The organism is Tildeniella sp. (assembly GCF_059505325.1).
In genome coordinates this window covers 40998-63245 of sequence record NZ_JCACKI010000077.1, presented here as the reverse complement: position 1 = coordinate 63245, position 22248 = coordinate 40998, and the positions used below count along the sequence as shown (strand labels likewise).

26 protein-coding genes are annotated in these 22248 nt (G+C 50.8%); 15 read left to right on the top strand and 11 right to left on the bottom strand.

From position 1 onward, the window contains the following. Window positions 1-109: 109 nt before the first annotated feature. Both AC5JO6_RS29170 and AC5JO6_RS29165 read left to right on the top strand, forming a co-directional pair. Window positions 110-1249, top strand: a complete 1140-nt coding sequence (locus AC5JO6_RS29170; RefSeq protein WP_496084557.1) for an AI-2E family transporter — start codon at window positions 110-112, stop codon at window positions 1247-1249. Window positions 1250-1407: 158 nt separating this feature from the next. Then, complete coding sequence (locus tag AC5JO6_RS29165) at window positions 1408-2421, top strand: sulfate/molybdate ABC transporter ATP-binding protein (RefSeq protein WP_496084556.1); 1014 nt, start codon at window positions 1408-1410, stop codon at window positions 2419-2421. Between the two features lie 121 nt (window positions 2422-2542). Here the strand turns inward: AC5JO6_RS29165 and AC5JO6_RS29160 are convergent, their stop codons facing one another. Both AC5JO6_RS29160 and AC5JO6_RS29155 read right to left on the bottom strand, forming a co-directional pair. Next, window positions 2543-4315 carry an alpha/beta hydrolase gene (locus tag AC5JO6_RS29160; protein WP_496084555.1) on the bottom strand — a complete coding sequence of 591 codons (1773 nt, stop codon included), beginning with the start codon at window positions 4313-4315 and terminating at the stop codon, window positions 2543-2545. A gap of 2 nt (window positions 4316-4317) precedes the next feature. Next, on the bottom strand, window positions 4318-4857 hold the full coding sequence (locus tag AC5JO6_RS29155; RefSeq protein ID WP_496084554.1) for a DUF4168 domain-containing protein: 540 nt from the start codon (window positions 4855-4857) through the stop codon (window positions 4318-4320). 682 nt (window positions 4858-5539) lie between these two features. On the opposite strand from AC5JO6_RS29155, the gene recJ reads away from it, so the two are divergent. Then, window positions 5540-7591, top strand: a complete 2052-nt coding sequence (recJ, locus tag AC5JO6_RS29150; protein WP_496084553.1) for a single-stranded-DNA-specific exonuclease RecJ — start codon at window positions 5540-5542, stop codon at window positions 7589-7591. 107 nt (window positions 7592-7698) lie between these two features. On the opposite strand, the gene AC5JO6_RS29145 is transcribed toward recJ, so the two are convergent. Then, window positions 7699-8070, bottom strand: coding sequence for a hypothetical protein (locus tag AC5JO6_RS29145; protein WP_496084552.1), 372 nt, complete (start codon window positions 8068-8070; stop codon window positions 7699-7701). A 13-nt stretch (window positions 8071-8083) separates the two neighbouring features. Beyond that, window positions 8084-8392, bottom strand: coding sequence for a hypothetical protein (locus tag AC5JO6_RS29140; RefSeq protein WP_496084551.1), 309 nt, complete (start codon window positions 8390-8392; stop codon window positions 8084-8086). 151 nt (window positions 8393-8543) lie between these two features. Here AC5JO6_RS29140 and AC5JO6_RS29135 point away from each other — a divergent pair, with 151 nt between their 5' ends. Further along, complete coding sequence (locus AC5JO6_RS29135) at window positions 8544-9383, top strand: alpha/beta hydrolase (protein WP_496084550.1); 840 nt, start codon at window positions 8544-8546, stop codon at window positions 9381-9383. A gap of 217 nt (window positions 9384-9600) precedes the next feature. On the opposite strand, the gene psb30 is transcribed toward AC5JO6_RS29135, so the two are convergent. Then, a complete protein-coding gene (gene psb30 / locus AC5JO6_RS29130) occupies window positions 9601-9696 on the bottom strand; it encodes a photosystem II reaction center protein Ycf12/Psb30 (RefSeq protein WP_496084549.1) in 96 nt (31 codons plus the stop codon). A gap of 131 nt (window positions 9697-9827) precedes the next feature. On the opposite strand from psb30, the gene AC5JO6_RS29125 reads away from it, so the two are divergent. From AC5JO6_RS29125 to gshB, 6 genes are all read left to right on the top strand, one after another. Continuing rightward, window positions 9828-9968, top strand: coding sequence for a hypothetical protein (locus AC5JO6_RS29125; protein ID WP_496084548.1), 141 nt, complete (start codon window positions 9828-9830; stop codon window positions 9966-9968). A 94-nt stretch (window positions 9969-10062) separates the two neighbouring features. Further along, window positions 10063-10437: a YkgJ family cysteine cluster protein gene (locus AC5JO6_RS29120; RefSeq protein ID WP_496084547.1), complete on the top strand. Its 375-nt coding sequence runs from the start codon at window positions 10063-10065 to the stop codon at window positions 10435-10437. A 61-nt stretch (window positions 10438-10498) separates the two neighbouring features. After that, window positions 10499-11005, top strand: coding sequence for a TMEM165/GDT1 family protein (locus tag AC5JO6_RS29115; RefSeq protein WP_496084546.1), 507 nt, complete (start codon window positions 10499-10501; stop codon window positions 11003-11005). Window positions 11006-11059: 54 nt separating this feature from the next. After that, window positions 11060-11365, top strand: coding sequence for a TMEM165/GDT1 family protein (locus AC5JO6_RS29110; protein ID WP_496084545.1), 306 nt, complete (start codon window positions 11060-11062; stop codon window positions 11363-11365). A gap of 66 nt (window positions 11366-11431) precedes the next feature. Then, window positions 11432-11695, top strand: a complete 264-nt coding sequence (grxC, locus tag AC5JO6_RS29105) for a glutaredoxin 3 (RefSeq protein WP_496084544.1) — start codon at window positions 11432-11434, stop codon at window positions 11693-11695. Between the two features lie 88 nt (window positions 11696-11783). Continuing rightward, on the top strand, window positions 11784-12773 hold the full coding sequence (gene gshB / locus AC5JO6_RS29100; protein ID WP_496084649.1) for a glutathione synthase: 990 nt from the start codon (window positions 11784-11786) through the stop codon (window positions 12771-12773). 250 nt (window positions 12774-13023) lie between these two features. Here the strand turns inward: gshB and AC5JO6_RS29095 are convergent, their stop codons facing one another. Further along, entirely contained in the window at window positions 13024-13614 is a 591-nt protein-coding gene (locus AC5JO6_RS29095; protein ID WP_496084543.1) for a GIY-YIG nuclease family protein, read from the bottom strand. 170 nt (window positions 13615-13784) lie between these two features. Between AC5JO6_RS29095 and AC5JO6_RS29090 the strand changes: the two genes are divergently transcribed. Then, the gene (locus tag AC5JO6_RS29090; RefSeq protein WP_496084542.1) at window positions 13785-13952 is read left to right on the top strand and encodes a hypothetical protein; all 168 of its coding nucleotides are present in this window, start codon (window positions 13785-13787) and stop codon (window positions 13950-13952) included. 116 nt (window positions 13953-14068) lie between these two features. On the opposite strand, the gene AC5JO6_RS29085 is transcribed toward AC5JO6_RS29090, so the two are convergent. The 5 genes from AC5JO6_RS29085 to ntcA all read right to left on the bottom strand — a co-directional run bounded on the left by AC5JO6_RS29085 (window position 14069) and on the right by ntcA (window position 18634). Continuing rightward, entirely contained in the window at window positions 14069-14449 is a 381-nt protein-coding gene (locus AC5JO6_RS29085; RefSeq protein ID WP_496084648.1) for an STAS domain-containing protein, read from the bottom strand. 282 nt (window positions 14450-14731) lie between these two features. Further along, window positions 14732-15787, bottom strand: a complete 1056-nt coding sequence (gene hemF / locus AC5JO6_RS29080; RefSeq protein WP_496084541.1) for an oxygen-dependent coproporphyrinogen oxidase — start codon at window positions 15785-15787, stop codon at window positions 14732-14734. Between the two features lie 167 nt (window positions 15788-15954). Continuing rightward, window positions 15955-16407, bottom strand: a complete 453-nt coding sequence (locus AC5JO6_RS29075) for a pre-16S rRNA-processing nuclease YqgF (RefSeq protein WP_496084540.1) — start codon at window positions 16405-16407, stop codon at window positions 15955-15957. 37 nt (window positions 16408-16444) lie between these two features. Next, on the bottom strand, window positions 16445-17767 hold the full coding sequence (locus tag AC5JO6_RS29070) for a DUF3084 family protein (RefSeq protein ID WP_496084539.1): 1323 nt from the start codon (window positions 17765-17767) through the stop codon (window positions 16445-16447). A 195-nt stretch (window positions 17768-17962) separates the two neighbouring features. Further along, window positions 17963-18634, bottom strand: a complete 672-nt coding sequence (ntcA, locus tag AC5JO6_RS29065) for a global nitrogen regulator NtcA (RefSeq protein WP_496084538.1) — start codon at window positions 18632-18634, stop codon at window positions 17963-17965. 310 nt (window positions 18635-18944) lie between these two features. Here ntcA and AC5JO6_RS29060 point away from each other — a divergent pair, with 310 nt between their 5' ends. From AC5JO6_RS29060 to AC5JO6_RS29045, 4 genes are all read left to right on the top strand, one after another. Further along, window positions 18945-19085: a hypothetical protein gene (locus tag AC5JO6_RS29060; RefSeq protein WP_496084537.1), complete on the top strand. Its 141-nt coding sequence runs from the start codon at window positions 18945-18947 to the stop codon at window positions 19083-19085. Between the two features lie 24 nt (window positions 19086-19109). Then, window positions 19110-19901: an enoyl-ACP reductase FabI gene (gene fabI, locus AC5JO6_RS29055; RefSeq protein WP_496084536.1), complete on the top strand. Its 792-nt coding sequence runs from the start codon at window positions 19110-19112 to the stop codon at window positions 19899-19901. Window positions 19902-20247: 346 nt separating this feature from the next. Further along, window positions 20248-21663 (top strand): glycogen synthase GlgA, encoded by a 1416-nt coding sequence (gene glgA, locus AC5JO6_RS29050; protein ID WP_496084535.1) that lies wholly within the window; start codon window positions 20248-20250, stop codon window positions 21661-21663. Window positions 21664-21701: 38 nt separating this feature from the next. Beyond that, complete coding sequence (locus AC5JO6_RS29045; protein ID WP_496084534.1) at window positions 21702-22181, top strand: hypothetical protein; 480 nt, start codon at window positions 21702-21704, stop codon at window positions 22179-22181. Window positions 22182-22248 lie beyond the last annotated feature (67 nt).

The window sequence follows — 22248 nt, the reverse complement described above, 5'->3', positions numbered from 1 at the left end:
GTTAAACATTTGTCTCAGCTATAAGCCTCACCAACTCTGACGACTGTCAAGCGCACTCTCCATTCCCTACTCCCCACTCCCTACTCCCTACTCCCTACTCCCTCCCTCTATGCCTGCACTGACTGACACCTGGAATCGATGGCTCAAGAATCGGCTCGCCCTGCCGCTGCTTGTTCTCAATGGCTGGGTTTTACTGCAACTTGTGGAGTACTTTGAGCCACTCTTTACCGTCTTTGTGCTCTCGGCTGTCCTGGCATACGTGCTTAACTATCCGGTGCAATTTTTATATCAGCGTGGCATCCAACGCAGCTATGCCGTTTTGATTGTGCTGGTGATCAGCCTGATTGTGCTGGTGACGCTGGGAGTGACGCTGTTTCCAACGGTGGTAACGCAGTTGACCGAGATTGTTACGCTGCTGCCAGATTGGGTCAATACGGTGAGCCAAAAGCTGGAGTTGCTACAGGAGTGGGCGTTGAGCCGTCGGCTACCCATTAATTTGAGCCGCCTGATTACCCAATTGTCCGATCGCCTGCCGGGTGAAGTGCAGGCGCTTGCCGACCAAACGGTAACGCTCACGCTGGATGCGATCGGGAGTCTTTCAGAAGGGGTGCTCGTCATTGTGCTAACGCTCTATTTGTTGCTGGATGGCAGGCGCGTTTGGGATGGCGTATTTCGGTGGGTGCCGATCAAGTATCGCGATCGCATGGGTCAACAGCTAGAAGGCAACTTCCATCGCTACTTTATTGGTCAAGCAACAATGGGGCTGATCATGGGTACCGCTCTGACGCTGGCGTTCTTTTTGCTCAATGTGCCTTACAGCCTGCTCCTGGGACTCCTGGTTGGAGTCATGACCCTCATTCCGTTCGGTGATATCCTCAGCTTTGGGCTGATTAGTCTGCTGGTAGCAGCGCAAGATCTGGGACTGGGCGTTAAGACGCTGGTTGTTGCGGCTCTGATCGATCAGGTCGTCGATCAAGCGATCGCGCCTCGCGTTCTAGGCAGCTTTACTGGACTCAAACCCATCTGGGTCATCATTTCTCTCCTGCTTGGCACCAAAATCGCTGGTTTACCGGGACTGCTCACGGCTGTACCCATCGCAGGGTTTATTCAAGATCTCATCGAAGACCTGAACCGTCCTGCGGCTGAAACGTCGATCGCCAGAGAATCTGCCTTACCACACTCGATCAACAGTCAGGACGCTCAGCAATCCACTTCAGAGCCGTCTTCTCAAAGCCTCACACCATCTTGATCAAGCAGTGCGGCAACCGTCTTGACTCAAATTGCGATCGGTTCATAAAATTCCGCTTTTCAACCTAATTAGTCCCAGAGTATGATAGAACTACGGTATCTCAATCAAAGAGCCGTGTTTTTGACAGGCTCATCCCGTAGCAATTAGGAGTTCATACTGTGGGGATTACCGTTGACAACGTATCTAAGCAGTTCGGCAGCTTTAAAGCTGTTGACCAGGTTAGCGTGGACATCAAGGACGGCTCGTTAGTTGCCTTGCTGGGACCCTCTGGCTCTGGAAAATCGACGTTGCTACGGTTAATTGCTGGCTTAGAAAAGCCTGACAACGGCAGAATTTTGCTAACGGGCAAAGATGCCACTAATGCCAGCGTGCAAGATCGACAGGTTGGTTTTGTCTTTCAGCATTATGCGCTGTTTAAGCACCTGACGATTCGCCAAAATATTGGTTTTGGTCTAGAAATTGCCAAATGGAAGAAGAATCGCATCGCCGATCGAGTCAATGAACTCATCGAACTGGTACAACTGCGTGGTATGGACGATCGTTACCCTTCTCAGTTGTCGGGCGGTCAACGGCAGCGTGTTGCTCTCGCCAGAGCGTTGGCGATCGAGCCAAGCGTCTTGCTGCTTGATGAACCCTTCGGTGCGTTAGATGCCAAGGTGCGGAAAGACTTGCGCGTTTGGTTACGCCATTTACACGACCAAGTGAACGTCACTACCGTTTTTGTGACCCACGACCAGGAAGAAGCAATGGAAGTGTCTGACGAGCTAGTGGTGATGAACAACGGCAAGGTAGAACAGATTGGCAGTCCGGCTGAAATCTACGATCATCCTGCGACTCCCTTTGTGATGAGCTTTATTGGTCCCGTCAATGTGTTACCCAGTCATTCTCAAATGTTTCAACGTAATGGCTTCGACCCGACTCATGCACAAGCCTTTTTGCGCCCTCACGATATCATTATTGAAACGGTAGCTGATGCCGCAAGCGCACCCGCCACACTTGACCGTTTAGTCCACTTAGGTTGGGAAATTCAGGCAGAAGTAACGCTCGAAGACGGGCAAACAGTGAATGTCTTCCTGACGCGCGAACAGTTCGATCGGCTGAACTTGCAGCCCAAGCAAAAAGTCTACTTGAAGCCCAAGAAAGCAAAGTCGTTTGCTTTGCAAGATGCTTAGAACTGTGGTTTAACGCACTTCAACCGTTCCATTGGTCAGATGCGCCCAGACGGAGCACCATCTTGCAGCACCTTGAGACCCGCTTGACCAAAGAAAACAGATGAGTGAAGCCTCCAAGCGCTTACGGTGAAGTCGTTGTGAAGGCTGATGTTGTGCTGCTAACTCCTTGTGTAAATTGGTCAGCAGTTAGAGTCTGAATCAGACTCAACTGTAGAGGTGACTCACTGATGGCATTGCTATAAGAGGCGCTTAAATAGCTGCGATCGGCTGGATTGTTGGCAATATAGGTCCGAAAAAACGCCACTGCCAGGGCATTAATGTAGCGACGGGCGATCGCGGGGTTGGGTCCTACTACTTCTTGAGGCAGCGGCACTGCGTCCCTCGACCCAGTTGAGTCCAGTGTCGAAAAATGGGTGCCTCCCTGCATCATGACCAGGTAGCGATTTTCAGCGGTCAGCCAGGTAAATGGCTGAATCTGTTCTATGACAGCGGGTGCGATCGTATCAGCATTGCCAGTCACGATCAAGGTTGGCACTTTGATTTGGCTGAGGCTTGCCTGTCCCAGGACAGCGCTTGTAATCGGGTTAATGGCGATGATTGCTCTAACGCGGCTGTCTTGCAGTGCAGGTTGGGGCTGCGTTAAGTCGATCGCTCGACACTGCAACAGCAAAGACAGGTTCAGCGTCTCTTCTAAGTTCTGGCAGTTCGCCCCTAGCTGTTGTGAATTAATGGGTGCGCCTGCTAAAACAAGGGCTGTATACCCACCAAACGACTGTCCTAAAACACCAACCTGCTGAAAATTGAGCCGTCCGCGAAATTCAGGTGTTGCGTTCACCAGATTCTCAACCTGGTTGAGCACAAAGGTAATATCCAGCGGTCGATTCACAAATTCGGCTGGTTCAGAAACCTCGCTGGCAGTGCCGGTAATGAGTGCCTGAAGCCGCGCCGCATTGCTACCTGGATGCTCTGGCACCAGTACGGCGAAGCCGTAAGACGCTAGATGGCTTGCCAGGTAAGCAAAGGTGGAGCGATCGGAGCCGAGTCCATGAGAAATCACAATCACGGGAACGGGCGCAGATGATGCAGTCGTCTGAGTCGGCAAGTATAAGTCAACAGGGATCGATCGCCCACTCACTGCCCCAGCCAGAGGTACTGCTGGCACAGCGTTTCCAGAGGGAAGCGTCGAAGTACCAGGGCGCACAGGATTAAGTTCGGCGCTACGACTCGAATCGACCAACGGGAGCGTTTGTTTTTGCCAGGTGAACGGTCCTCGCTGGCGCAAGTCTGCAAGCTGATTGACCGCAATGGTTTCGGTTGCCTGCTCCTGCTGCGCTGCCTGAATGACAACATTGGTTGCTCGATTGGTTTGGCTAACCAACTGTTGCAATGAGTCAGCAATCTGCAAGCTGCGATCGACATCAATCCGCAAACCACGCGTTGGGAAGTAACGCAAAATATTGAGTAGCGTCAAACCATCGGGATCAGCCGCTGCTAGAATGAGCGCTGCCCGAATGGCTTTGAAGCCAGAATCGCGTGATTCTGGCTGAATAACTTGCCCCAGGCGCTTGAGTAAGACTTCGCCTTGGGGCGTGTAGAGAAACTGCGAGACGGCAACGAGGTCAACATCCGCCCGCGCTACAAGCACACTCCTAAGCTGTTTGAGCTGCTTTGCATTCCCGTACTGCACATAGACAGCAAGGTCGTCATCGATGGTGCCGTTCCTGGCGTAGGCTTCTAGCGAGGAGACGGCGATCGATCGCTCCAGGATGCCATATGAGACGTAGACTTTTTCTGCTGCCCTCAAGGGGGTGGGTATCGTGACCAACCAGCCCAGTGCGCTGAAGAAAAGTCCTGCCCAGGCAAGGCGATGCAGCGCGGGTTTTGTGAGGTTCATTGTTAGTTTTGGATCATTTTGCGTACTTCTTGCCGCAGTTGAGGATCTTTCTGGACGGCAGCAAAAATCTGGTTAAACCGTTCCATGGGCAGCCCTTGCTCCTGAACGGCTTTGTCCATCTTAACTTGAGCGTCCTTCTGAATCTGGGTGAGTTGGCTGACTGCCTGCTTGTAGCTTTCTTCTTCTTTCGGCGTAATCTGAGCAGCAGGCTTTGCTTGTGGGTTTTTCTTCGACTGGTAGATTTCATTAAAACGGGTCTCGGTCAGACCCTGCTTTTGTACCGCCTGCACCATCTGGCTTTCCGTTGCGTTGACGATCGTCAACAGTTGCTTCGTTGCAACAGCGAACTTCTTCAGCTCATCTGGACTCACGTTAGTTTGTGGAGTGGATGGGCTTGTGGGTGCAGGGCTTGCTGCTGGAGCCTGGGTCGCAGGAGCGGGTTTTTCTGTTGGTGTCGTATTAGAGTTCTGTGCCTGTACTGGCAAGCTACTGACCGCTAAAAGAACCAAGAGTGAACCGCTTGCCAAAATTGATTTCATCATTGGTGAATTCCTGGAATAAGTGACTGGGTTTATGACGACCTGCCTCACAAGCAGATTCATTCGCAATCAGATGAGACGGTATCCAACCTCGATCGGCGTAGTCTCATAGTCTAAGTCTAATCAAACTCGAATATTCTGCAATTGCAAACGGTGTCATGCTGGTTCGTATTGCAGTGTAGTACAGGATCTAGGTGCAACCACGCTGAACTAAAAGCGAACTTGTGACGGCAAATTTTCTGCCACTTTATAAAAAAGATGAAAGATGAATGAGCGATCGATGCCATCTTGCAGTAAATTAAGCAATACTCTTGTACCAGATTTTTTGTTTGTAACGCGATGTGCGACTTTCCTAAAATACCTGCCAAAACTGCCCTCACCCTAGCCCTCTCCCGTCGGGAGAGGGAACCGGAACGGTCTGGAAGCCCTTCTCCCCAGGGAGAAGGGTGGGGATGAGGGCGAATTAGTTGCACATCGCGTGTTTGTAAGTGATTTGACTAGCGCTTTGTGAACGATCGGCTAATGCTCTGTAAGTGATTTGGCTTGTGAGTGATTGGGTTGACATCAAGTGCATACTTAACTCAAGCAAAACACGCTTTAATCAGGTTTTTTGTGGTCAAGCGCCAACCAGAAAGCCTGTCTAAACGATTGTCGATGGTTTAAATTTTGAGACTCGAAACGCGCTGTGGTTAACCAAATTTCACCTCCTCTCGTGCTGTCCGCCTTTAACAAGCTACCCGACCAACGCTGGCAGATTGCACCCGCTCAGGATCGGCAGGCAGGGGCGATCGCTCAAACGACTCACCTTTCGCCGCTGATAGCACAAGTGCTACTCAACCGGGGCATTGCATCTCCAGAGCAAGCGCAGCTCTTTTTACATCCAGAATCTGAGGTGCTCACCTCGCCACTGGAAGATTTTGAGGATCTACCGCTCAGCTTGGAACTGCTGATCAACGCCATCAATCAGCGTCAGAAGATTGCCATTTGTGGTGATTACGATGCAGATGGTATGACCAGTACAGCGCTGCTGCTACGGGCACTGCGGGCACTGGGGGCACTGGTAGACTACGCCATTCCCAGTCGTATGAGCGAAGGCTACGGCATCAACCAGCGCATCGTTGAGGAGTTCTACGATGAAGGTGTGAAGCTTATCTTGACCGTCGATAACGGCATTGCGGCGCACCAACCGATCGCCCGTGCCCGTGAACTCGGTCTAGCCGTCATCATCACCGATCATCATGACTTGCCGCCTACATTGCCCGATGCCAACGCCATTCTTAACCCGAAGCTGATTGCCGAAACATCGCCCTATCGGGGTGTCGCAGGTGTAGGCGTTGCGTATATTCTGGCGATCGCCCTCGCACAAAGTTTAGGCAAAACTCACGAGCTGGGCAATTCGCTGCTGGAGTTGTTTACCCTGGGGACGATCGCCGATTTAGCACCGTTAACGGGTGTAAACCGACGCTGGGTCAGAGAGGGACTCAAGCTCTTACCAAAATCGAAGCTGGCAGGTGTACAAGCGCTCATTCAGGTAACGGGGTTAAGTGGTGCTAAACAGATGAAACCGGAGGCGATCGGCTTTCGCTTAGGACCACGCATCAACGCTGTGGGTCGGCTGGCTGATCCGCAAATTGTGATCGAGTTACTGACCACTGATGATGATGGCATCGCGCTAGAACGGGCAATGCAGTGTGAGCAGATCAACAAACAGCGCCAACAGTTGTGTGAACAGATTGAGCAAGAAGCGATCGCGATCGTCGAAGCTGCCATCAACCAGTCTGACCGTCCAGAAGCCCAATTTGCCGCACCTGCTGAAGGACGTGTACTGGTGGTCGTGCAACCCCACTGGCATCATGGCGTGATTGGCATTGTTGCTTCGCGCCTGGTCGAGCGCTACGGTGTGCCCGTCTTTATTGGCACCTACGAAGATGCAGCACAGACGCACATTCGAGGATCAGCGCGGAGCATTCCTGAATTCAACGTGTTTGATGCCCTTCAGTTTTGCCACGATTTACTCGGCAGGTTTGGCGGGCATCGCGCGGCGGGCGGGTTCTCCTTAGAAGCGGCAAATTTGGGAGCATTGCGATCGCGCCTCCAAACCTTCGCGCACCAGTGCCTCCAACCCGAACACCTGAAGCCCTTAGTGGTCATCGACACGCAGGCGACGTTTGATCAACTTGATCTCAGCCTCTATGCCCAAATTGACGCACTACATCCCTGTGGTATTGAGAATCCCGATCCAGTTTTCTGGTCTGCCAACGTTCGTATTGATGAGCAAAAACGCATTGGCAAAGGACATATCAAGCTAATCGTTAGCCAGGATGAAGGGATGCCCGAAGCGCGCAAATTCACCGCGATCGCGTGGCGTTGGGGAGACTACTATCCTCTGCCCAATCATCTCGATCTTGCCTATCGTCTACGAACCAACGACTGGAATGGCGAAGTCTCTCTGGAACTGGAGCTAGTCGGTGCCCGAAAACCCGCCGCGATCGCGACACCTGTTGATTTTTGGCACAACGATCGCGCCTATACCTGCGAGGTGCTTCAGCACACAACAGGCAAGCAACTCAGAATCTGCAACGGGCAAGGCAAAGAGTTAATCATCCAGCAAGGTCAACCAATGGGCACCTTAAACCAAGATCAGCGCGAACCAACCTCTGTCAGCGTCTGCAAACCTTCCCCTTATTACGAAGTGATTAAAGCTGCCTTAAGTGCGCTAGAAAAAACTGACGGCTAACGGTTCAGTGCAGCGGTTGTTGAAGTCTTTACATCTAACTCAGACGGCTTCAGTAAATCCGCTGCACCTGAATTGTTAAACTGTCCCGTTTCAGTAAATTCTACTAATTACTCATCGTACTTATATTTGACTTTCATTACATATTTAGTTTCTCCTTTACTTCCCAATGTTATCTCAGCACCTTTTATACCATCAATGCTGAACCCTGTTGTAACATTGCGACTCATCTCAATTTCCATTTCATCAACTTTTTGATTACGCCCTTCCTCGATAATTTTTCTTATATTTTCAGCATCATCTTGAGTAAGATTTCCTGGCGAATTGAAGCGGTCAACAATATACCTAATACCCTCCCACAACATCATGGGTAGACCTAAGCCAGGAACTAAAGTCCCTACGTGGTATATCCACTCAACTTCCCTAAGTTCAAATTTCTTGGTCTTCTCGTCATAAACCAGTCTTATCGGCTTGCCCATCATATTCGCGTACCTATCATGAAAAGCAGTACTGGCACTTATTGAGAATATAGTTTGCAATCAGTTCACCAGTTTCTAGATCATAAACAGGAAGACTCGTCCCATCACTAAAAACGTGAGCCGGAAGAGCACTTATATTAGTAAGACCAATAAAGTTACTCAAGTCTGCATGAACAAGGTTATGAGAACCCCAAAAATTATCCAAACCAACACAATGCAACTCGCCAGTATTTGGATTAAGGATGTAATCAAAACCAATCTCTTGAAATTCTTGGTAGAGGCGAAGATTTTTAAGCTTTCTACCAAAAAGCTTCAGACTTGTCATAAGCAATACTCTGTACTACAGAATAATACTAACTCATGCTCCTGGCTAAAGGCTGAACTTGAGGACGAGTGGATATCCGAGGAGTGTCCGACATGAGGCTTGATGGTCTACATAGTAAGTCAACGTTACCGTTCGGATGGGAGTGTTACCAGTGGTACCTGACAGCGATCGCACAAGCAACCACAGCCGCCTCAGAACACTACTGCTGGGCAAATTTTCTCTTGGGCGGATGATGCGAGCAGTCCTTTTCGTTTATCTGGCGATCGGCGGGTATGCCTTCTTTTTTGCCGATCGTCAAATCTTTCAGCCACAGCCTTCTAGCTACCAGGACGATCGGACGACGATCAAGCTGTTTTCTGCACCAAATGTGCAGCTTTCTGCCGTCTATCTGCCTCATCCCAACGCCACCTACACCGTCCTCTACAGTCACGGTAATGGCGAAGATCTGGGGGATGTCCGTCCTCTTCTGGCACAAATTCAAGCGATCGGCGTGAATGTTTTTGCCTATGACTATCGGGGCTACGGCACCAGTCAGGGCAAATCGTCTGAGCAGACGGCATATCAGGATATTGACGCTGCCTACAGTTACCTGACAACGACGCTGAAGCAGCCACCCAACCGCATCATCCTCTATGGACGATCGGTGGGCAGCGGTCCCAGCATTGACTTAGCCACTCGTCGTCCTGTTGCCGGGTTAGTGGTTGAAAGCGGCTTCACCAGTGCTTTTCGGGTGCTTACTCAAATTCCCCTTTTTCCGTTTGATAAGTTTAGTAATATCAACAAGATTGGCGCTGTCCACTGCCCATTGCTATTCATTCACGGCACACGCGATCGCACCATTCCCTTTCAGCACGGACGCACACTCTTTGATCGCGCCAATCAGCCCAAAACCTTCTTGGTGGTGGACGGTGCAGATCATAATGATGTCCAGCAAATTGCTGGAGAACGTTACAATCAAGCACTACGAACATTCATTCGGTCACTTGATTAACCCGTAGCACCCTCAGAAGGCTCCCAATAAAAAAGCCCGACGTGAATCGGGCTGGTTACTACTCTCTCATACCTGGAAAAACGTTTAGACAAGCACGGCTTTGATCACTTCAACGCAGCTGATCAGCTCCTCAATGAGCGCGTCCGAAAACCAAAGCGGCTTTTAGAAAAAACTTACCACCGCAGGGAAAATACCATTCGCTACTACAACAAGTTGCTTACAGATCGCCGCCACTGGCTGCCAACAGAAAAATTACAGCAGGACCAGCAATCACGATCGCGGCTAACATCGCAAGCTGAATAATCGACTCCATATCCCTACTCCCTATCAGTCACTAAGATAAACTTGATGAGCGGTCGTAACTTTCCCGCAACAATCAAATCTTATCTGGCTAGTTGAGCCAATTCTAATAAAGTTAACAAAAGTTAAAATGACAGCAAATCGTTGTACCGTAACTATTCAGACGCTTCAACTATTGAGCTAGACAGCGGTCAGCGGTCAGCATTCAACGGTCAGCGGTCAGCGGTCAGCATTCAGCATTCAGCATTCAGCGGTCAGGCAATCAAACTAGAGGACAAAACTTAAATCGACTCCTCACTCCCCACTCCCGTTCGGCTGAACACGGTTCGGCTGAGCGCTCACGTCGAAGCCCACTCCTCACTCCTCACCCCTTCCCCTCATGACAACCTGGCGTTGCGTCAAGCAGTGTGGTGCCTGTTGCCACCTAGACCCGACCGATCGACCCGATTTAGAAGATTACCTCGCGCCTCCAGAATTAGCGCTCTATCTGAGCATGGTTGGCGATGGCGGGTGGTGTATTCACTTCGATCACACCACCCGCGAATGTGGCATTTATGCCGATCGCCCCCGCTTCTGCCGCGTTGAACCAGATGTTTTTCAGGATCTGTTTGGGATTGAAGCAGACGAGCTGAACGACTTTGCGATCGCCTGCTGCCGTGAGCAAATTGAGGGTGTCTATGGCGATCGCAGCCTGGAACTGCTCCGTTTCGACCGTGAAGTGGGCATTACAACTAGCAGCACGCTTGACCTTTAGCCTCAAGTTCAAGATAATGAAAAGAATATGAAAGTACAACACTCTTTGTTTTTGACTTGCCGTGAAAGTTTCATCATCTGCTGATGCCGCCATTTCGCTCGAAAGTATTCAGTTGGAGAGTTCATTTGCTACAACTTGTCTGTTGACAGAATCGATCTTTACCGATCCAGAACCATTGCTAGAGTTTGAACGCTTGCCCAACGATGAGCTGATCGATGGCACGATCGCACAGCCCATCGCCCATTCTGAGATAGAGCAGCCAGCATCGATCGCCGAAGACAGTGCGACTTCCCAATGGAAAGTGTTTGGCTCCACTTTTGTCACTATTTTTCTGGCAGAACTGGGCGATAAAACGCAGGTAGCGACCCTTTTGATGTCTGCTAACTCCCATGCACCGTGGGTTGTCTTTACAGGAGCCGCGATCGCTCTTGTTTCTACCAGTCTGATCGGTGTTCTCATTGGTCATTGGCTGTCATCCCGCGTTTCACCCCAAACGCTCGATCGGGCTGCTGGCGTAATGCTGGCGTTCATTTCCTTGTGGCTCTTTTTAGATGTGGTGAGGATGTAGGGAGTAGAAGGCAGAAGGCAGAAGGCAGAACTCAAAACTTAGAACTTTTTTGTTATGGATTGGCACCTGTTAGGACTCAGCTTTATTACCGTGTTTCTGTCAGAGCTAGGCGATAAAAGTCAATTGGCAGCGATCGCCCTCAGCGGCAACTCAAAATCTCCTCGCACAATTTTTCTGGGCACGGCTGCGGCTCTTCTACTAGCAAGTTTGCTGGGGGTGTTTCTGGGCGAGGGCACTGCTCATTTGCTGCCTGCTCGACTGGTCAAAATTGCAGCCGCACTAGGGTTTGCGGTTATGGCGATCCGTCTACTGCTCCCCAAAGCCGATCGAGCTGAACCATTAGAAGGTGTCTCTGAGTAGGCTCAGTTGTCTGCGTTTTATCAGCTCCACACCTTAAAATGAAGACTGAACGCTGGAGTTGAGACTATGGCTGCTAACGTCGAGATTTATACCTGGAGTACCTGCCCTTTCTGCATCCGGGCAAAAGCACTGCTCGATCGCAAAGGTGTAGAGTACACCGAGCACTGCATTGATGGCGATGAAGCGGCGAGAAGCAAAATGTCGCAACGCGCCAATGGACGACGATCGGTGCCTCAAATTTTCATCAACGATCATCACATTGGTGGCTGCGATGATATTACAGCACTGAATGCACAAGGCAAGCTCGATCCGCTGCTGCAAACCAGTTAAACGGTTCGTCGTTAACAGTCAGTAGCCGACCACTACTGATCACTGGTTACTTGATCACTGGTTAATGACACTGACTAAGGGCATCCTTGTGAAATTTGCATTCATCATCGATCCGATCGAGCGGCTTGATCCTGGGCACGATACCAGCGTTGCCTTAATGGAAGCGGCACAGGCACTGGGGCATGAAGTTTGGATCACGCAGGCAAAGCAACTGAGCGTGGCGAATGGCAAAGCGTTTGCACCATTAGAACAGGTTCATCTCACACCTGTCGAACTGGTGGAGGGACGCTGGAGCGCGGCTGACCCGTGGTTTAAGTTGGGCGATCGCGCCCTCTTACCGCTAGAGTCTATGGATGCCGTTTTCATGCGGACGGATCCCCCTGTGACGGTGCCTTACCTTTACGCGACCTATCTTCTGGACTATATCGATCCAGCCAAAACGCTGGTGGTTAACACGCCCGCAGGCATCCGGGCAGCGAACGAGAAAATGTACGCGCTTCAGTTTACCGATGCGATTCCAGAAACGATAGTAAGCCAGGATAAGCAGGTCATCCGGCAGTTCGTTGATCGCAAAGGCGTGGCGGTCTTGAAGCCACTGGGCGGTAAGGCAGGAGAGGGCATTTTAATTCTAGAGTCAGGCGATCGCAACATCAACTCGCTCGTCGAAATCAGTACCTATCAGGGACTGGTGCCTGTGATGGTGCAAACGTATCTGCCAGAAGCAAAAGACGGCGACAAACGCATTATTTTGCTGAATGGAGCGCCGATCGGGGCTGTAAATCGCATTCCCACTGGCAACGAGTTTCGGGGCAACATGGCAGTGGGCGGCAGAGTTGCTCAAACAACCATTACTGATAGAGAGCATGACATTTGTGCCCAGCTTGCGCCCACGCTCCAGCGCGATGGTTTGATGTTTGTGGGCATTGATATTATTGGTGGCTATCTCACTGAAGTGAATGTGACCAGTCCGACGGGTATCCGCGAGATCGATCGCCTGCATAACGTCCGCCTGGGACAACACGTTATTGAATGGGTCGCCCGCACTCCGCAAAGTAAGGTTGAGAAGACATTGGCGTAAATTCTGCTTGGGCGACCGAAATTGGTTCGATCGCTGTTGATGTACTTTTTAGCCCCCAAAGCGAAAGGGGCAGCAACAAGCCCCCCGTTGCTGTCCCTTTCGTTTTTTCGTGGAGTCGGTGTCTACATAACCCAACTTGCTTCCAAGGTAGCGAGTGGAAAAGACGAATAGGTGAAGTCGCTATAAAGCCGCGATGAGAAACACGTAAGGCTTGTGTTTTCTTTTGATCAGGCTTCCAGCGCGCACAGTACTACCCAATTCCCATACCGATAAACGGCGTGCCCCAAAACGCCCAATTCTCCTTATTGAAGGGCGATCGCCACTTGTGGATCAGTGCCGACTCTAAGCGCTGGCGATCGCGGGTCTGCTTGGGTGCCAACGACCAAAACGCAATGCCTAACAGTGTCTCAAGTTGATTTTGATAGTGAGCCTGCCTGTAGTTGAGCAAATAGCGTTTGCAGTCATGTTCACCTTTCCAGCGCTGCCCAGATTTCACCGTTTCGCCGACGTAGAGCAAAATTGGCAGCTCATAGTCAATGACAAAGTAAAGTGCAGCAACGCCTTGATCGCTGGCTTTCCAGCGCCAAAATTCTGTATTTTGCTGCGGTAAGCCAAACGGATCGAGACGATCGGGATCGATACTGTCAGCAGGCGCATCAAACAGGGTGCCTTGCTGGAGGGGTGGGGCGATCGTCACTTGTTGCTGATAGCACAAAAGCCGCTGCTTCCAGGTTTGCAAAGCCTCAGCACTAATTTTTAGCCCTTCAGTCTGAGTGGCATAGCCCAACGTCTTTTGCTCCGATACTGAAAAAAGTGAAAGCTGCTCACGACGCTTTGCCAAAACAATTCCTACCGATAGCGTTGTTCTTGCTAAGAATACGCTATCAGTGGCGTAAATGCCTACTGTTTGCAACCGTACGCTAAAGAATGATGCCTTGCTTCAGGAAAGACTTGAACCAATGATTTTGGACTTACGCAAAGATCCCCGACTTCTACAAGGGCGCAGGCTCGATGGCTAAGTTTTCATCAGAAGTCGGGGATCTAAACCCCTTGTACGTAAGTTCTAAACCTGAAACGATCGGGGTGTTATTTTTGCCCTACGACCAGGTTTTTATGGAAACATTCACAGACGAATTTGTCGTTGCGCTACCGACCATTCTCGCTAGGCTCTATACCTGACTACAAGGTTTGAGCTGTAAGTAGCAGCGCGATCGCCATGCTCAAAATTTACGCAAAGACCAGATAGAGTCCGAACTCAAAACCGTCTGAAGCACTTTTTGAGGGCACCGTTTGGACTAACTTGCGATGCCTCTCGGTAGCCCTTCAAGCGCCTCTTGCTCAGTTTCAAAAATCTCAAACACCGAGTCCATCATCGTCACTTCAAACACTAGCTTGGCTTCGGGATGAACGTTGCAAATACGGAAACTGCCACGTACTTTATCAGCATCGCGCATTCCAGCAACAAGCGATGTCAACCCAGAGCTATCGATAAAATTGACTTGACCCAGGTTCACCACGACATGATGACTGAGTTTGGAAATACATTCTTGTAACTTGAGCCGAAACTGCCACGCTGTTGTAATGTCAAGTCGTCCCGTCGGCGTTAGGACAATGATCATCGTCCCGTCCTGGGTTGTATGAGTTTTCTGCTCCATGTGAATCGATTTTTGCTCCATGGGGATCGCTGACCCTCTCCTAAGAACGGTGGCTATTTGGGCTGATTCTAACCGAAGCTGTGCCCTATGTCTCAACTGTTGAAGTGTACCCGCATGGACAGCTTGATCAAGCAATAATTTCATAGAGCAGACAGCGCTGACCCTGAAGACATGACCAAATGTAGCTCATAAGGGCACCTAAACCCGATCAGCGTTTTCGCCTAACTGCGCTCACGCTTACAGAGACTCCACTGTCGTTTCAAAAATTATCGTTTCAAAAATTAACCCTGTCAGTAGTCTACCCTAGACTTCTTGAGATGATAGTGTCCAGTTGACCCAATCTTGTGGCTTGAGAAAGGTTTCATACAGTGAGGCTTCTGGAGTGTTTGGTTCTGGGGTGTAGCCATATTCCCAGCGCACGAGGGGCGGTAGCGACATTAGAATCGATTCGGTACGCCCGTTCGTTTGTAAACCAAAAATGGTGCCTCGATCGTACACCAGGTTAAATTCGACGTAGCGACCACGCCGATAAAGCTGGAAGTTGCGCTCACGATCGCCATATTCATGTGCCTGACGCTTTTCGACGATCGGCAGGTAAGCAGGCAAAAACGCTGTGCCACAACTTTGGATAAAGCTGAAAATGTCTTCCCAGGTGCGATCCTTGACCGTACCAACCGCTTGGCTGTGTTGAGCCGCCGCTGTGTCGCTCTGAGAGCCAGGGTAGGTGACGGGGTAAAGAATGCCTTGTGTATCCTGGTAGTCAAAGAAAATGCCGCCAACGCCACGCGTTTCTTGACGATGCTTGAGATAAAAGTATTCATCACACCAGAGCTTGAAGGTGGGGTAATACTCTGGATGATGGCGATCGCACGCTTGCTTCAGCGTTTGATGGAAGTGAACCACATCTTCTGCAAAGGGATAGTAGGGCGTAAGGTCGATTCCGCCGCCGAACCACCAAACAGGACCCGCTTCAAAGTAGCGATAGTTAAGATGCACCGTGGGAATGTAAGGATTGCGTGGATGCAGCACCATTGATGTGCCCGTGGCGTAAAATTCATAGCCTCTTGCCTCTGGGCGCTGCATCACGATCGAGGGGGGTAGATCTTTACCCCACACTTCTGAGAAATTAACCCCACCCTGCTCAAACACGTTACCTTCTCGCATCACGCGCGATCGACCGCCGCCGCCTTCCTCTCGCACCCAGCTATCTTCTTGAAATGCTTTGCTAGCATCGCTTTGTTCCAGTCCCTGACAGATTTGATCTTGCAGGTCGCGTAGAAACTGACTCACGCGTTGCCGTGAATCGCTGGGAGGCAGAGGTGAGGATACAGCCGTTTCAGAAGTGGAAAACGCAGTCATAGTCAATCTCGATCGCTCTAAATGCTCTTTCAGACTAGCGCGAATTGTACCCCTAACCAAGCCAGTTGGAAATTATGAACCAGTGTAAAGGAGAGGCGAGAGCAGGACTAGGGAACCAAGGAGATTTAGAGCAGAAGGCTCTAGCGCAACTCAAACCTCAAAACTTCTTAAGTCACCAGCCGCTCCAAATATCGCTCAATCAACAGAATCGCCACGATATCGTCGATCGGTCGCGGAATGGTACGAAACGCTTGGGGAATCAGGCTCGTAATGCCTTGAGCAGGGTACATTTGCCAGTAGCGATCGCGTGCCTCCAGGCTGCTATGACGCTCATCGACCATGATGATGCGGAGTGGGTCGGTTAAAGCATCGCTGAGCTTCTGCTTCCAGTCTTTGGCGGTGGTTTGGTCGCCCATCACCAATAAGGAAATAGGGAATTGCTGACGGAGCGTTTGAATGGTAGCGATCGCCGACTCTGCTTCAACGACGTGGTGATAGCGCAATGTGCGATCGACCCCGATAACTGCTAACCCACACTTGCGCCGACCGGGATCAAACCCCAAAATCACTGGTTGATCAGAAACGGATGGATCAGGTTGCGAAAAGGAGCTAGAGTGCATGGCATCGCATGACAGAAGGGCATCAACGTGAGAGAAATTAGGGAGTTTGCCCGCCAGTTGGCGCTAGATTTTTTGTACGGAGCAACACCTGTCCATTCTGGCTAGCAATCAAATCAATATTGAGTGGTCCAGCAGTATAAGTCACGTCAGCGGCAACCGCTTTGAGTTCAACGGTTTGCTTGTATTGCTTCAACTGTTCAATAAAGGTAATCACGTCCTGAATGCGCCCAATCTGCACTGAGTCAGACAAAACACCAAGGTTACGAGCGCGAAAATTAGCTGCCGCTAATAACAGGTTAATGCGCTGCTGGATTTGCTCATCCGACATGGCTGAAGGGTTAAGTGACGTGCCTGCGATGGCATCGCCTGCCAGAAAAACGACCCGATTCCGCACAGCATCGGCAAAGACCTGAATAAACTTCTCACCAACGAGGTAGTTTGCACCGGAGTAGATGCGAACAATATAGTCCTGCCCATCGTCGATTTGCTCAATCAGTTGCTTGACATCTGCATTTGTAATTTGCACGATTTGCTCCGCAGAACCCGGTCTTACCAGCCGAATGGCAGTGCTGTTTGCCTCTCGTAGCAGTTGATTAACGGCTTGTTGGGCAGTCGTCGTGTTGGTTGTACGAAGTGGTAGAGAGGCAAGCACTTGCCCACGCTGAATCACGACATTGCCTGTACGTAGCCCTTGAGCCGTTAGTTGCAGTGCCTGCACCTCTCTTGCCAGGTCTTCTTGCTGTTTTTCTAAGTCTTGGAGACGGGCTTCGCGCTGCTGAATGATTTGGTCACGCGCTCGAATCTCTTGTTGTCGTTGAGTGATGACGCGATCGCGCGCAGCTTGCAGTTGACCAATCTCTGAACGCAGTCGCAGTGCTTGTTGGGAGACATTTGCAAGCCGACCCTGTGTCAGGCTCAGCGCTGTTTGCGTCCGGGCGGTTTCTGCCTGTGCCCGCGATCGCTCAGCAACCGCGCCCCGTAACGATTGATTGGTCTCCGTCAACTGCTGCTTTGCTGACTCTTGAGCGGCGCGCGACTGCGTGAGTTCGCTCTCAATCTGTCCTTTTTGGGTTCTGGCTTGTTCCAGTTCAGTGCGCGTATTTCGCAGTCGGCGCTGAATGGTGCCCAACTCAAACACCCCTGTTCTCAACTGATTGCTGGCAGCAAACAAGATTCCCAGCGTCGAGGCGGAAATGAGTATACCTGTAAAAATGGTCACCAGCGTAGCAGTTTTGCGAGGACGCAGGTTAAACAGACTCAGGCGCGCTTTACCAACACGACTGCCGATGCGATCGCCTAATGTGGCAATGACCGCACCAAGTACCAGCACTGCCAAAATCAGGATTTCCCCGCCGGACACACTTACACTCCCACAAGCCCCTGTGCTGAAACTCTACAAAGCTGCTGGGGCAATTCACATACAGCCTACCTCAAGTCGTTAAATTTTGTAGCGCGTTGCTAAACTTGCAACGGGTAAAAGTGAGGAGAGAGTGAAAAAGTTTTGAGTTTCGAGTTTTGAACTCTTTACTACTCCCTACTCCCCACTCCCCACCCCTTACGTAAACTGCTGACTCAGCGTGACTGGATTGTGCACTGTGATCTTCTTCTTATGAATTGAGATCATCTTGTCTTGCCGTAAGTCGCCCAATAATCGAGTAACCGTCACACGAGTAGACCCGATCGCCTCTGCGATTGCCTGGTGGGAGAGCTTGAGGTCGATCGTAATACCATCGTTAGTCGGCACCCCAAAATCGCGGCACAGAATCAGCAGAAAGCTGACCAATCGGGAACCCATGTCTCGGTGTGCCAGCGTTTCGATCATCATCTCGGTTTGCAAAATCCGTGACGACAAGCCGCGCAGCAAAATCATCGATAGTTCAGGGTTGTCCTTCAGCGCTTTTTCAACTTGTTCGATCGGTACTGAAAGTAGCTCTACTGAGGTAAAGGCAACGGCATGATAGAAGCGATCGGATTTATGCCCCGTAATCAGCGACAGCACCCCAAAGACGCTGTTTTCTCGCAGTAAGGCAACGGTAATCTCTTCGCCCGCTTCGTAAACTCTGGAGAGCTTGACTGCACCACGCAACAGAAAATATACACGTTCTGCCGGGTCGCCTGGGAAGAAAATGGTCTTACCCCGCTCAAACGTTTCAACAACGGGTGGAAATGCTCCACCTCCCATCTGACGGAATACAGATGCCAGCGGTCTATCTTGCGTCACTACCATATCCCCTTACCTGGTGCCCAAGAAACTGCTCAGACCGTTACAAACCAGCAATAAAGAGTGTTTGTAGCTTAGAACACTTAAACTCACTCTCATCTGCTTTTTTGTGCCTGATGTTACACATTCTCTTGCGTTGCCAAGATTGAGCGCTTGACGTGAAGTCATCTTTGCCTGAGCAGTGCTACCAGTGTGAACGCAAAATGCCATATGAACGCAAAAGCTGTAATAGCTTAAAATTATCTCACCTACAAGAAATTGGCTGAATAAATTACGTCGATCAACTTACAGGCTCAATGCTGAGCCTTCCAAATACATGACCCGGCGCTTGAAACGACACACGCCTCTCAGCATCGGAACGATCGATCGCTCCAGACGATCGCTCAAGAAGCAAGGGTTGACCATCCCATATGCTACCCGTTGTGCCCCATCTTTGAGTATTCTTGAAGCACCCTAAAGTTGCTGTTGCAGATAGATCGCTATGCTAGACCTGACCGGAAGAAATGCCCTTGTGACTGGCATTGCCAATAATCGTTCGATCGCCTGGGGCATTGCCCAACAGCTTCATAAGGCAGGCGCAAACATCGGCATTACGTACTTACCCGATGAAAAAGGTCGCGCTGAAAAAAAAGTTGCTGAACTGGTAGAACCCTTACAGCCCAAGCTTTTTGTACCCTGCAACGTTCAAGATGACGCTCAAGTCGAAGAGACCTTTGCGGCAGTGAAAAACCAATGGGGCAAACTAGACATTCTGATTCATTGCCTTGCCTTTGCGAAGAAAGAAGACTTAACCGGAAATTTTGTGAATACCTCACGCGAGGGCTTTGCTACCGCTCTAGAGATCAGCGCTTACTCTCTAGTGAGGCTGTGTGCAGCAGCAAAACCGCTGATGACCGAAGGTGGGAGCATTGTCACACTGACTTATATCGGCGGCGCACGCGTCATTCCTAACTACAACGTCATGGGCATCGCTAAAGCCGCGCTCGAAATGAACGTGCGCTACTTAGCAGCCGATTTAGGTCCACATAATATTCGGGTCAATGCCATTTCAGCCGGACCCATTCGCACACTTGCCTCTTCGGCTGTTGGGGGCATTCTGGATATGATTCATCATGTGGAACAAGTTGCGCCCTTACGCCGAACAGTGACGCAAATTGAAGTTGGCAATGCTGCCACATTCCTTTGCAGCGATTTAGCAAGCGGCATTACCGGGCAAATTCTCTATGTAGACGCAGGATATGAAGTCATGGGCATGTCAGAAACAAAAGGCTAAAGACGGAAGGCTAAAGGCTGAAGGCTAAAGGCTAAAATTTATTCTTTACGCCTTCTGTGAGTTCTAAATGCTCAGAGCAGCAGTCTGCTCCAAGGTCAGGACAGCCATACCGAAGCGCTGACGCAGCCAAACACGCAGCGATCGCGTAGCAAAGTGCGCTCAAAAATGGCTTTGGTCGAGGCGTTGGGGAAACAGATTTCAGTCGTGCGCTCGCAGAACACGCTATGGCAGCATATCTGCTGGCTGTGATTGCTCAAAACTGGCGATCGATTTAACCGTTGGTAGCGGAAAGCTGGTAGCGTTTGAGCAAGACTTGATGCAGTACTGAGGGGAACCGAGGCTTACTATGCGAATTTTGTTTGTTGCTGCGGAAGCGGCTCCGATCGCAAAGGTCGGCGGCATGGGAGATGTTGTTGGCGCGCTTCCCAGAGTGCTGCGGAAAATGGGACACGATGTCCGCATTTTTCTGCCCTACTACGGTTTTCTACCCGACAAAATGACGGTGCCCAAAGAACCGATTTGGTCGGGAAACGCCATGTTTCAAAGCTTCGACGTTTACGAAGCTGTGTTGCCTGGAACGGATGTGCCGCTCTACCTGTTTGGGCACCCCTCTTTCTTACCGCGACATATTTATGCTGGGGATATGGAAGAGTGGCGGTTCACCCTGTTTGCTAACGGCGCGGCTGAATTTGCCTGGAACTACTGGAAACCCGAAATTATTCACTGCCACGACTGGCATACAGGGATGATTCCTGTCTGGATGCACCAATCGCCTGATATTGCAACGGTGTTCACCATTCACAACCTCGCGTATCAAGGACCGTGGCGCTGGAAACTAGAGCAGATGACCTGGTGCCCGTGGTACATGCAGGGGCACAACACAATGGCAGCAGCGGTGCAGTTTGCCAATCGCGTCAACACCGTGTCGCCGACTTACGCAGACCAAATTAAAACCGCTGCCTATGGCGAATCGTTAGAAGGGCTGCTGTCCTTTATCAGTGGCAAACTGTCGGGCATTGTGAACGGCATTGATACCGAGTCGTATGATCCTGCGATCGACAAAAGCCTGACGCAGACGTTTACGGCTGACACGCTCGACCAGCGCAAAGCGAACAAAATTGCGTTGCAAGAAGAAGTGGGGCTGGAAGTCAATTCGGGAGCCTTTCTAATCGGCATGGTCACGCGGCTCGTGGAGCAAAAAGGATTGGACTTAGTGCTTCAGGTGCTCGATCGCTTCATGGCGTACACCGATGCTCAGTTTGTGCTGTTGGGAACGGGCGATCGCTATTACGAAACCCAAATGTGGCAGTTGGCATCTCGTTTCCCCGGTCGCATGTCCGTTTACCTGCTGTTTAACGAAGCCCTGTCAAGACGGATCTATGCAGGTAGCGATGCCTTTCTGATGCCATCGCGCTTTGAACCGTGCGGCATTAGTCAAATGCTGTCGTTACGGTACGGCTGTGTGCCGATCGTCCGTCGCACGGGTGGTTTAGTTGATACCGTCGAGCCACATGATCCTGCGAATGAAAAAGGGACGGGCTATGCCTTCGATCGCTACGAACCCCTCGATCTTTACACGGGCATGGTACGGGCATGGGAAGGCTTCCGGTTCAAAGAGGCGTGGCGCAAGTTGCAACAGCGCGGTATGGCAGTCAACTTCAGTTGGGATCAGTCCGCTGCTGAATATAACAAGCTGTATCATGATGCGCTGGGGCTTCCCCTTGCAACCCAAGAGGCAAGTAAGGCAACTTTTCGGGGTTAATTGGTGTCAATACGTACATGCATCCCTACTTTTTACTTATGTCCACTCCTTTTGCCCAGCGGTGGGTTGCTTTGTTAGCGATACCTTTGGCAGTGCTTGGTGCCGTTACCCTGCACCTGACCACAGCGGTTGCAAGCGTTCAGCCCGACCGCTTCACAACGGCAGAGAACACATCCGTTTTGCCCATGCGTGTGGCACAGCGATCGCGCGTCCAGCGAATGCGGTTTGCTAACGGCGAAGATTCTGCCACCGTCAAAACCAGCGTCGTGAATGGCACTCGCGATATGTACCTCCTCGGTGCCCAGAAAGGGCAGACCATGCAAGTAAAAATTACCTCTTTGGAGAATAACGCGGTCTTTGACGTTGTTGCTCCGCCAAATCAAACCGAACCGCGACGAGTGCTGAAGCAAGAAGCCGTTACCTGGAACAAGGTGCTGCCTGCTACGGGTGACTACCAGATTGTGGTTGGCTCAACGCGGGGAAACGCCAGCTATCGGCTAGAAGTGACCATTCGATAACATCGTGAGATGAGGCTTGGCAAGCCCATAGCAAAGGCACTGCAACAAAGCCAAAGCTTGCAGTTTG

What these genes read in the sequence shown, in the direction of transcription:
- AC5JO6_RS29170 (WP_496084557.1), top strand. Translation starts at nt 110, where the DNA reads ATGCCTGCACTGACTGACACCTGGAATCGATGGCTCAAGAATCGGCTC.
- ntcA (WP_496084538.1), bottom strand. Translation starts at nt 18,634, where the DNA reads ATGGTAGTGACGCAAGATAGACCGCTGGCATCTGTATTCCGTCAGATG.
- AC5JO6_RS29110 (WP_496084545.1), top strand. Translation starts at nt 11,060, where the DNA reads ATGGATTGGCACCTGTTAGGACTCAGCTTTATTACCGTGTTTCTGTCA.
- AC5JO6_RS29075 (WP_496084540.1), bottom strand. Translation starts at nt 16,407, where the DNA reads ATGCACTCTAGCTCCTTTTCGCAACCTGATCCATCCGTTTCTGATCAA.
- AC5JO6_RS29060 (WP_496084537.1), top strand. Translation starts at nt 18,945, where the DNA reads ATGACCCGGCGCTTGAAACGACACACGCCTCTCAGCATCGGAACGATC.
- grxC (WP_496084544.1), top strand. Translation starts at nt 11,432, where the DNA reads ATGGCTGCTAACGTCGAGATTTATACCTGGAGTACCTGCCCTTTCTGC.
- glgA (WP_496084535.1), top strand. Translation starts at nt 20,248, where the DNA reads ATGCGAATTTTGTTTGTTGCTGCGGAAGCGGCTCCGATCGCAAAGGTC.
- AC5JO6_RS29085 (WP_496084648.1), bottom strand. Translation starts at nt 14,449, where the DNA reads ATGGAGCAAAAATCGATTCACATGGAGCAGAAAACTCATACAACCCAG.
- AC5JO6_RS29155 (WP_496084554.1), bottom strand. Translation starts at nt 4,857, where the DNA reads ATGATGAAATCAATTTTGGCAAGCGGTTCACTCTTGGTTCTTTTAGCG.
- AC5JO6_RS29045 (WP_496084534.1), top strand. Translation starts at nt 21,702, where the DNA reads ATGTCCACTCCTTTTGCCCAGCGGTGGGTTGCTTTGTTAGCGATACCT.
- AC5JO6_RS29145 (WP_496084552.1), bottom strand. Translation starts at nt 8,070, where the DNA reads ATGATGGGCAAGCCGATAAGACTGGTTTATGACGAGAAGACCAAGAAA.
- AC5JO6_RS29140 (WP_496084551.1), bottom strand. Translation starts at nt 8,392, where the DNA reads ATGACAAGTCTGAAGCTTTTTGGTAGAAAGCTTAAAAATCTTCGCCTC.
- psb30 (WP_496084549.1), bottom strand. Translation starts at nt 9,696, where the DNA reads ATGGAGTCGATTATTCAGCTTGCGATGTTAGCCGCGATCGTGATTGCT.
- AC5JO6_RS29120 (WP_496084547.1), top strand. Translation starts at nt 10,063, where the DNA reads ATGACAACCTGGCGTTGCGTCAAGCAGTGTGGTGCCTGTTGCCACCTA.
- fabI (WP_496084536.1), top strand. Translation starts at nt 19,110, where the DNA reads ATGCTAGACCTGACCGGAAGAAATGCCCTTGTGACTGGCATTGCCAAT.
- hemF (WP_496084541.1), bottom strand. Translation starts at nt 15,787, where the DNA reads ATGACTGCGTTTTCCACTTCTGAAACGGCTGTATCCTCACCTCTGCCT.
- AC5JO6_RS29090 (WP_496084542.1), top strand. Translation starts at nt 13,785, where the DNA reads ATGGCTAAGTTTTCATCAGAAGTCGGGGATCTAAACCCCTTGTACGTA.
- AC5JO6_RS29160 (WP_496084555.1), bottom strand. Translation starts at nt 4,315, where the DNA reads ATGAACCTCACAAAACCCGCGCTGCATCGCCTTGCCTGGGCAGGACTT.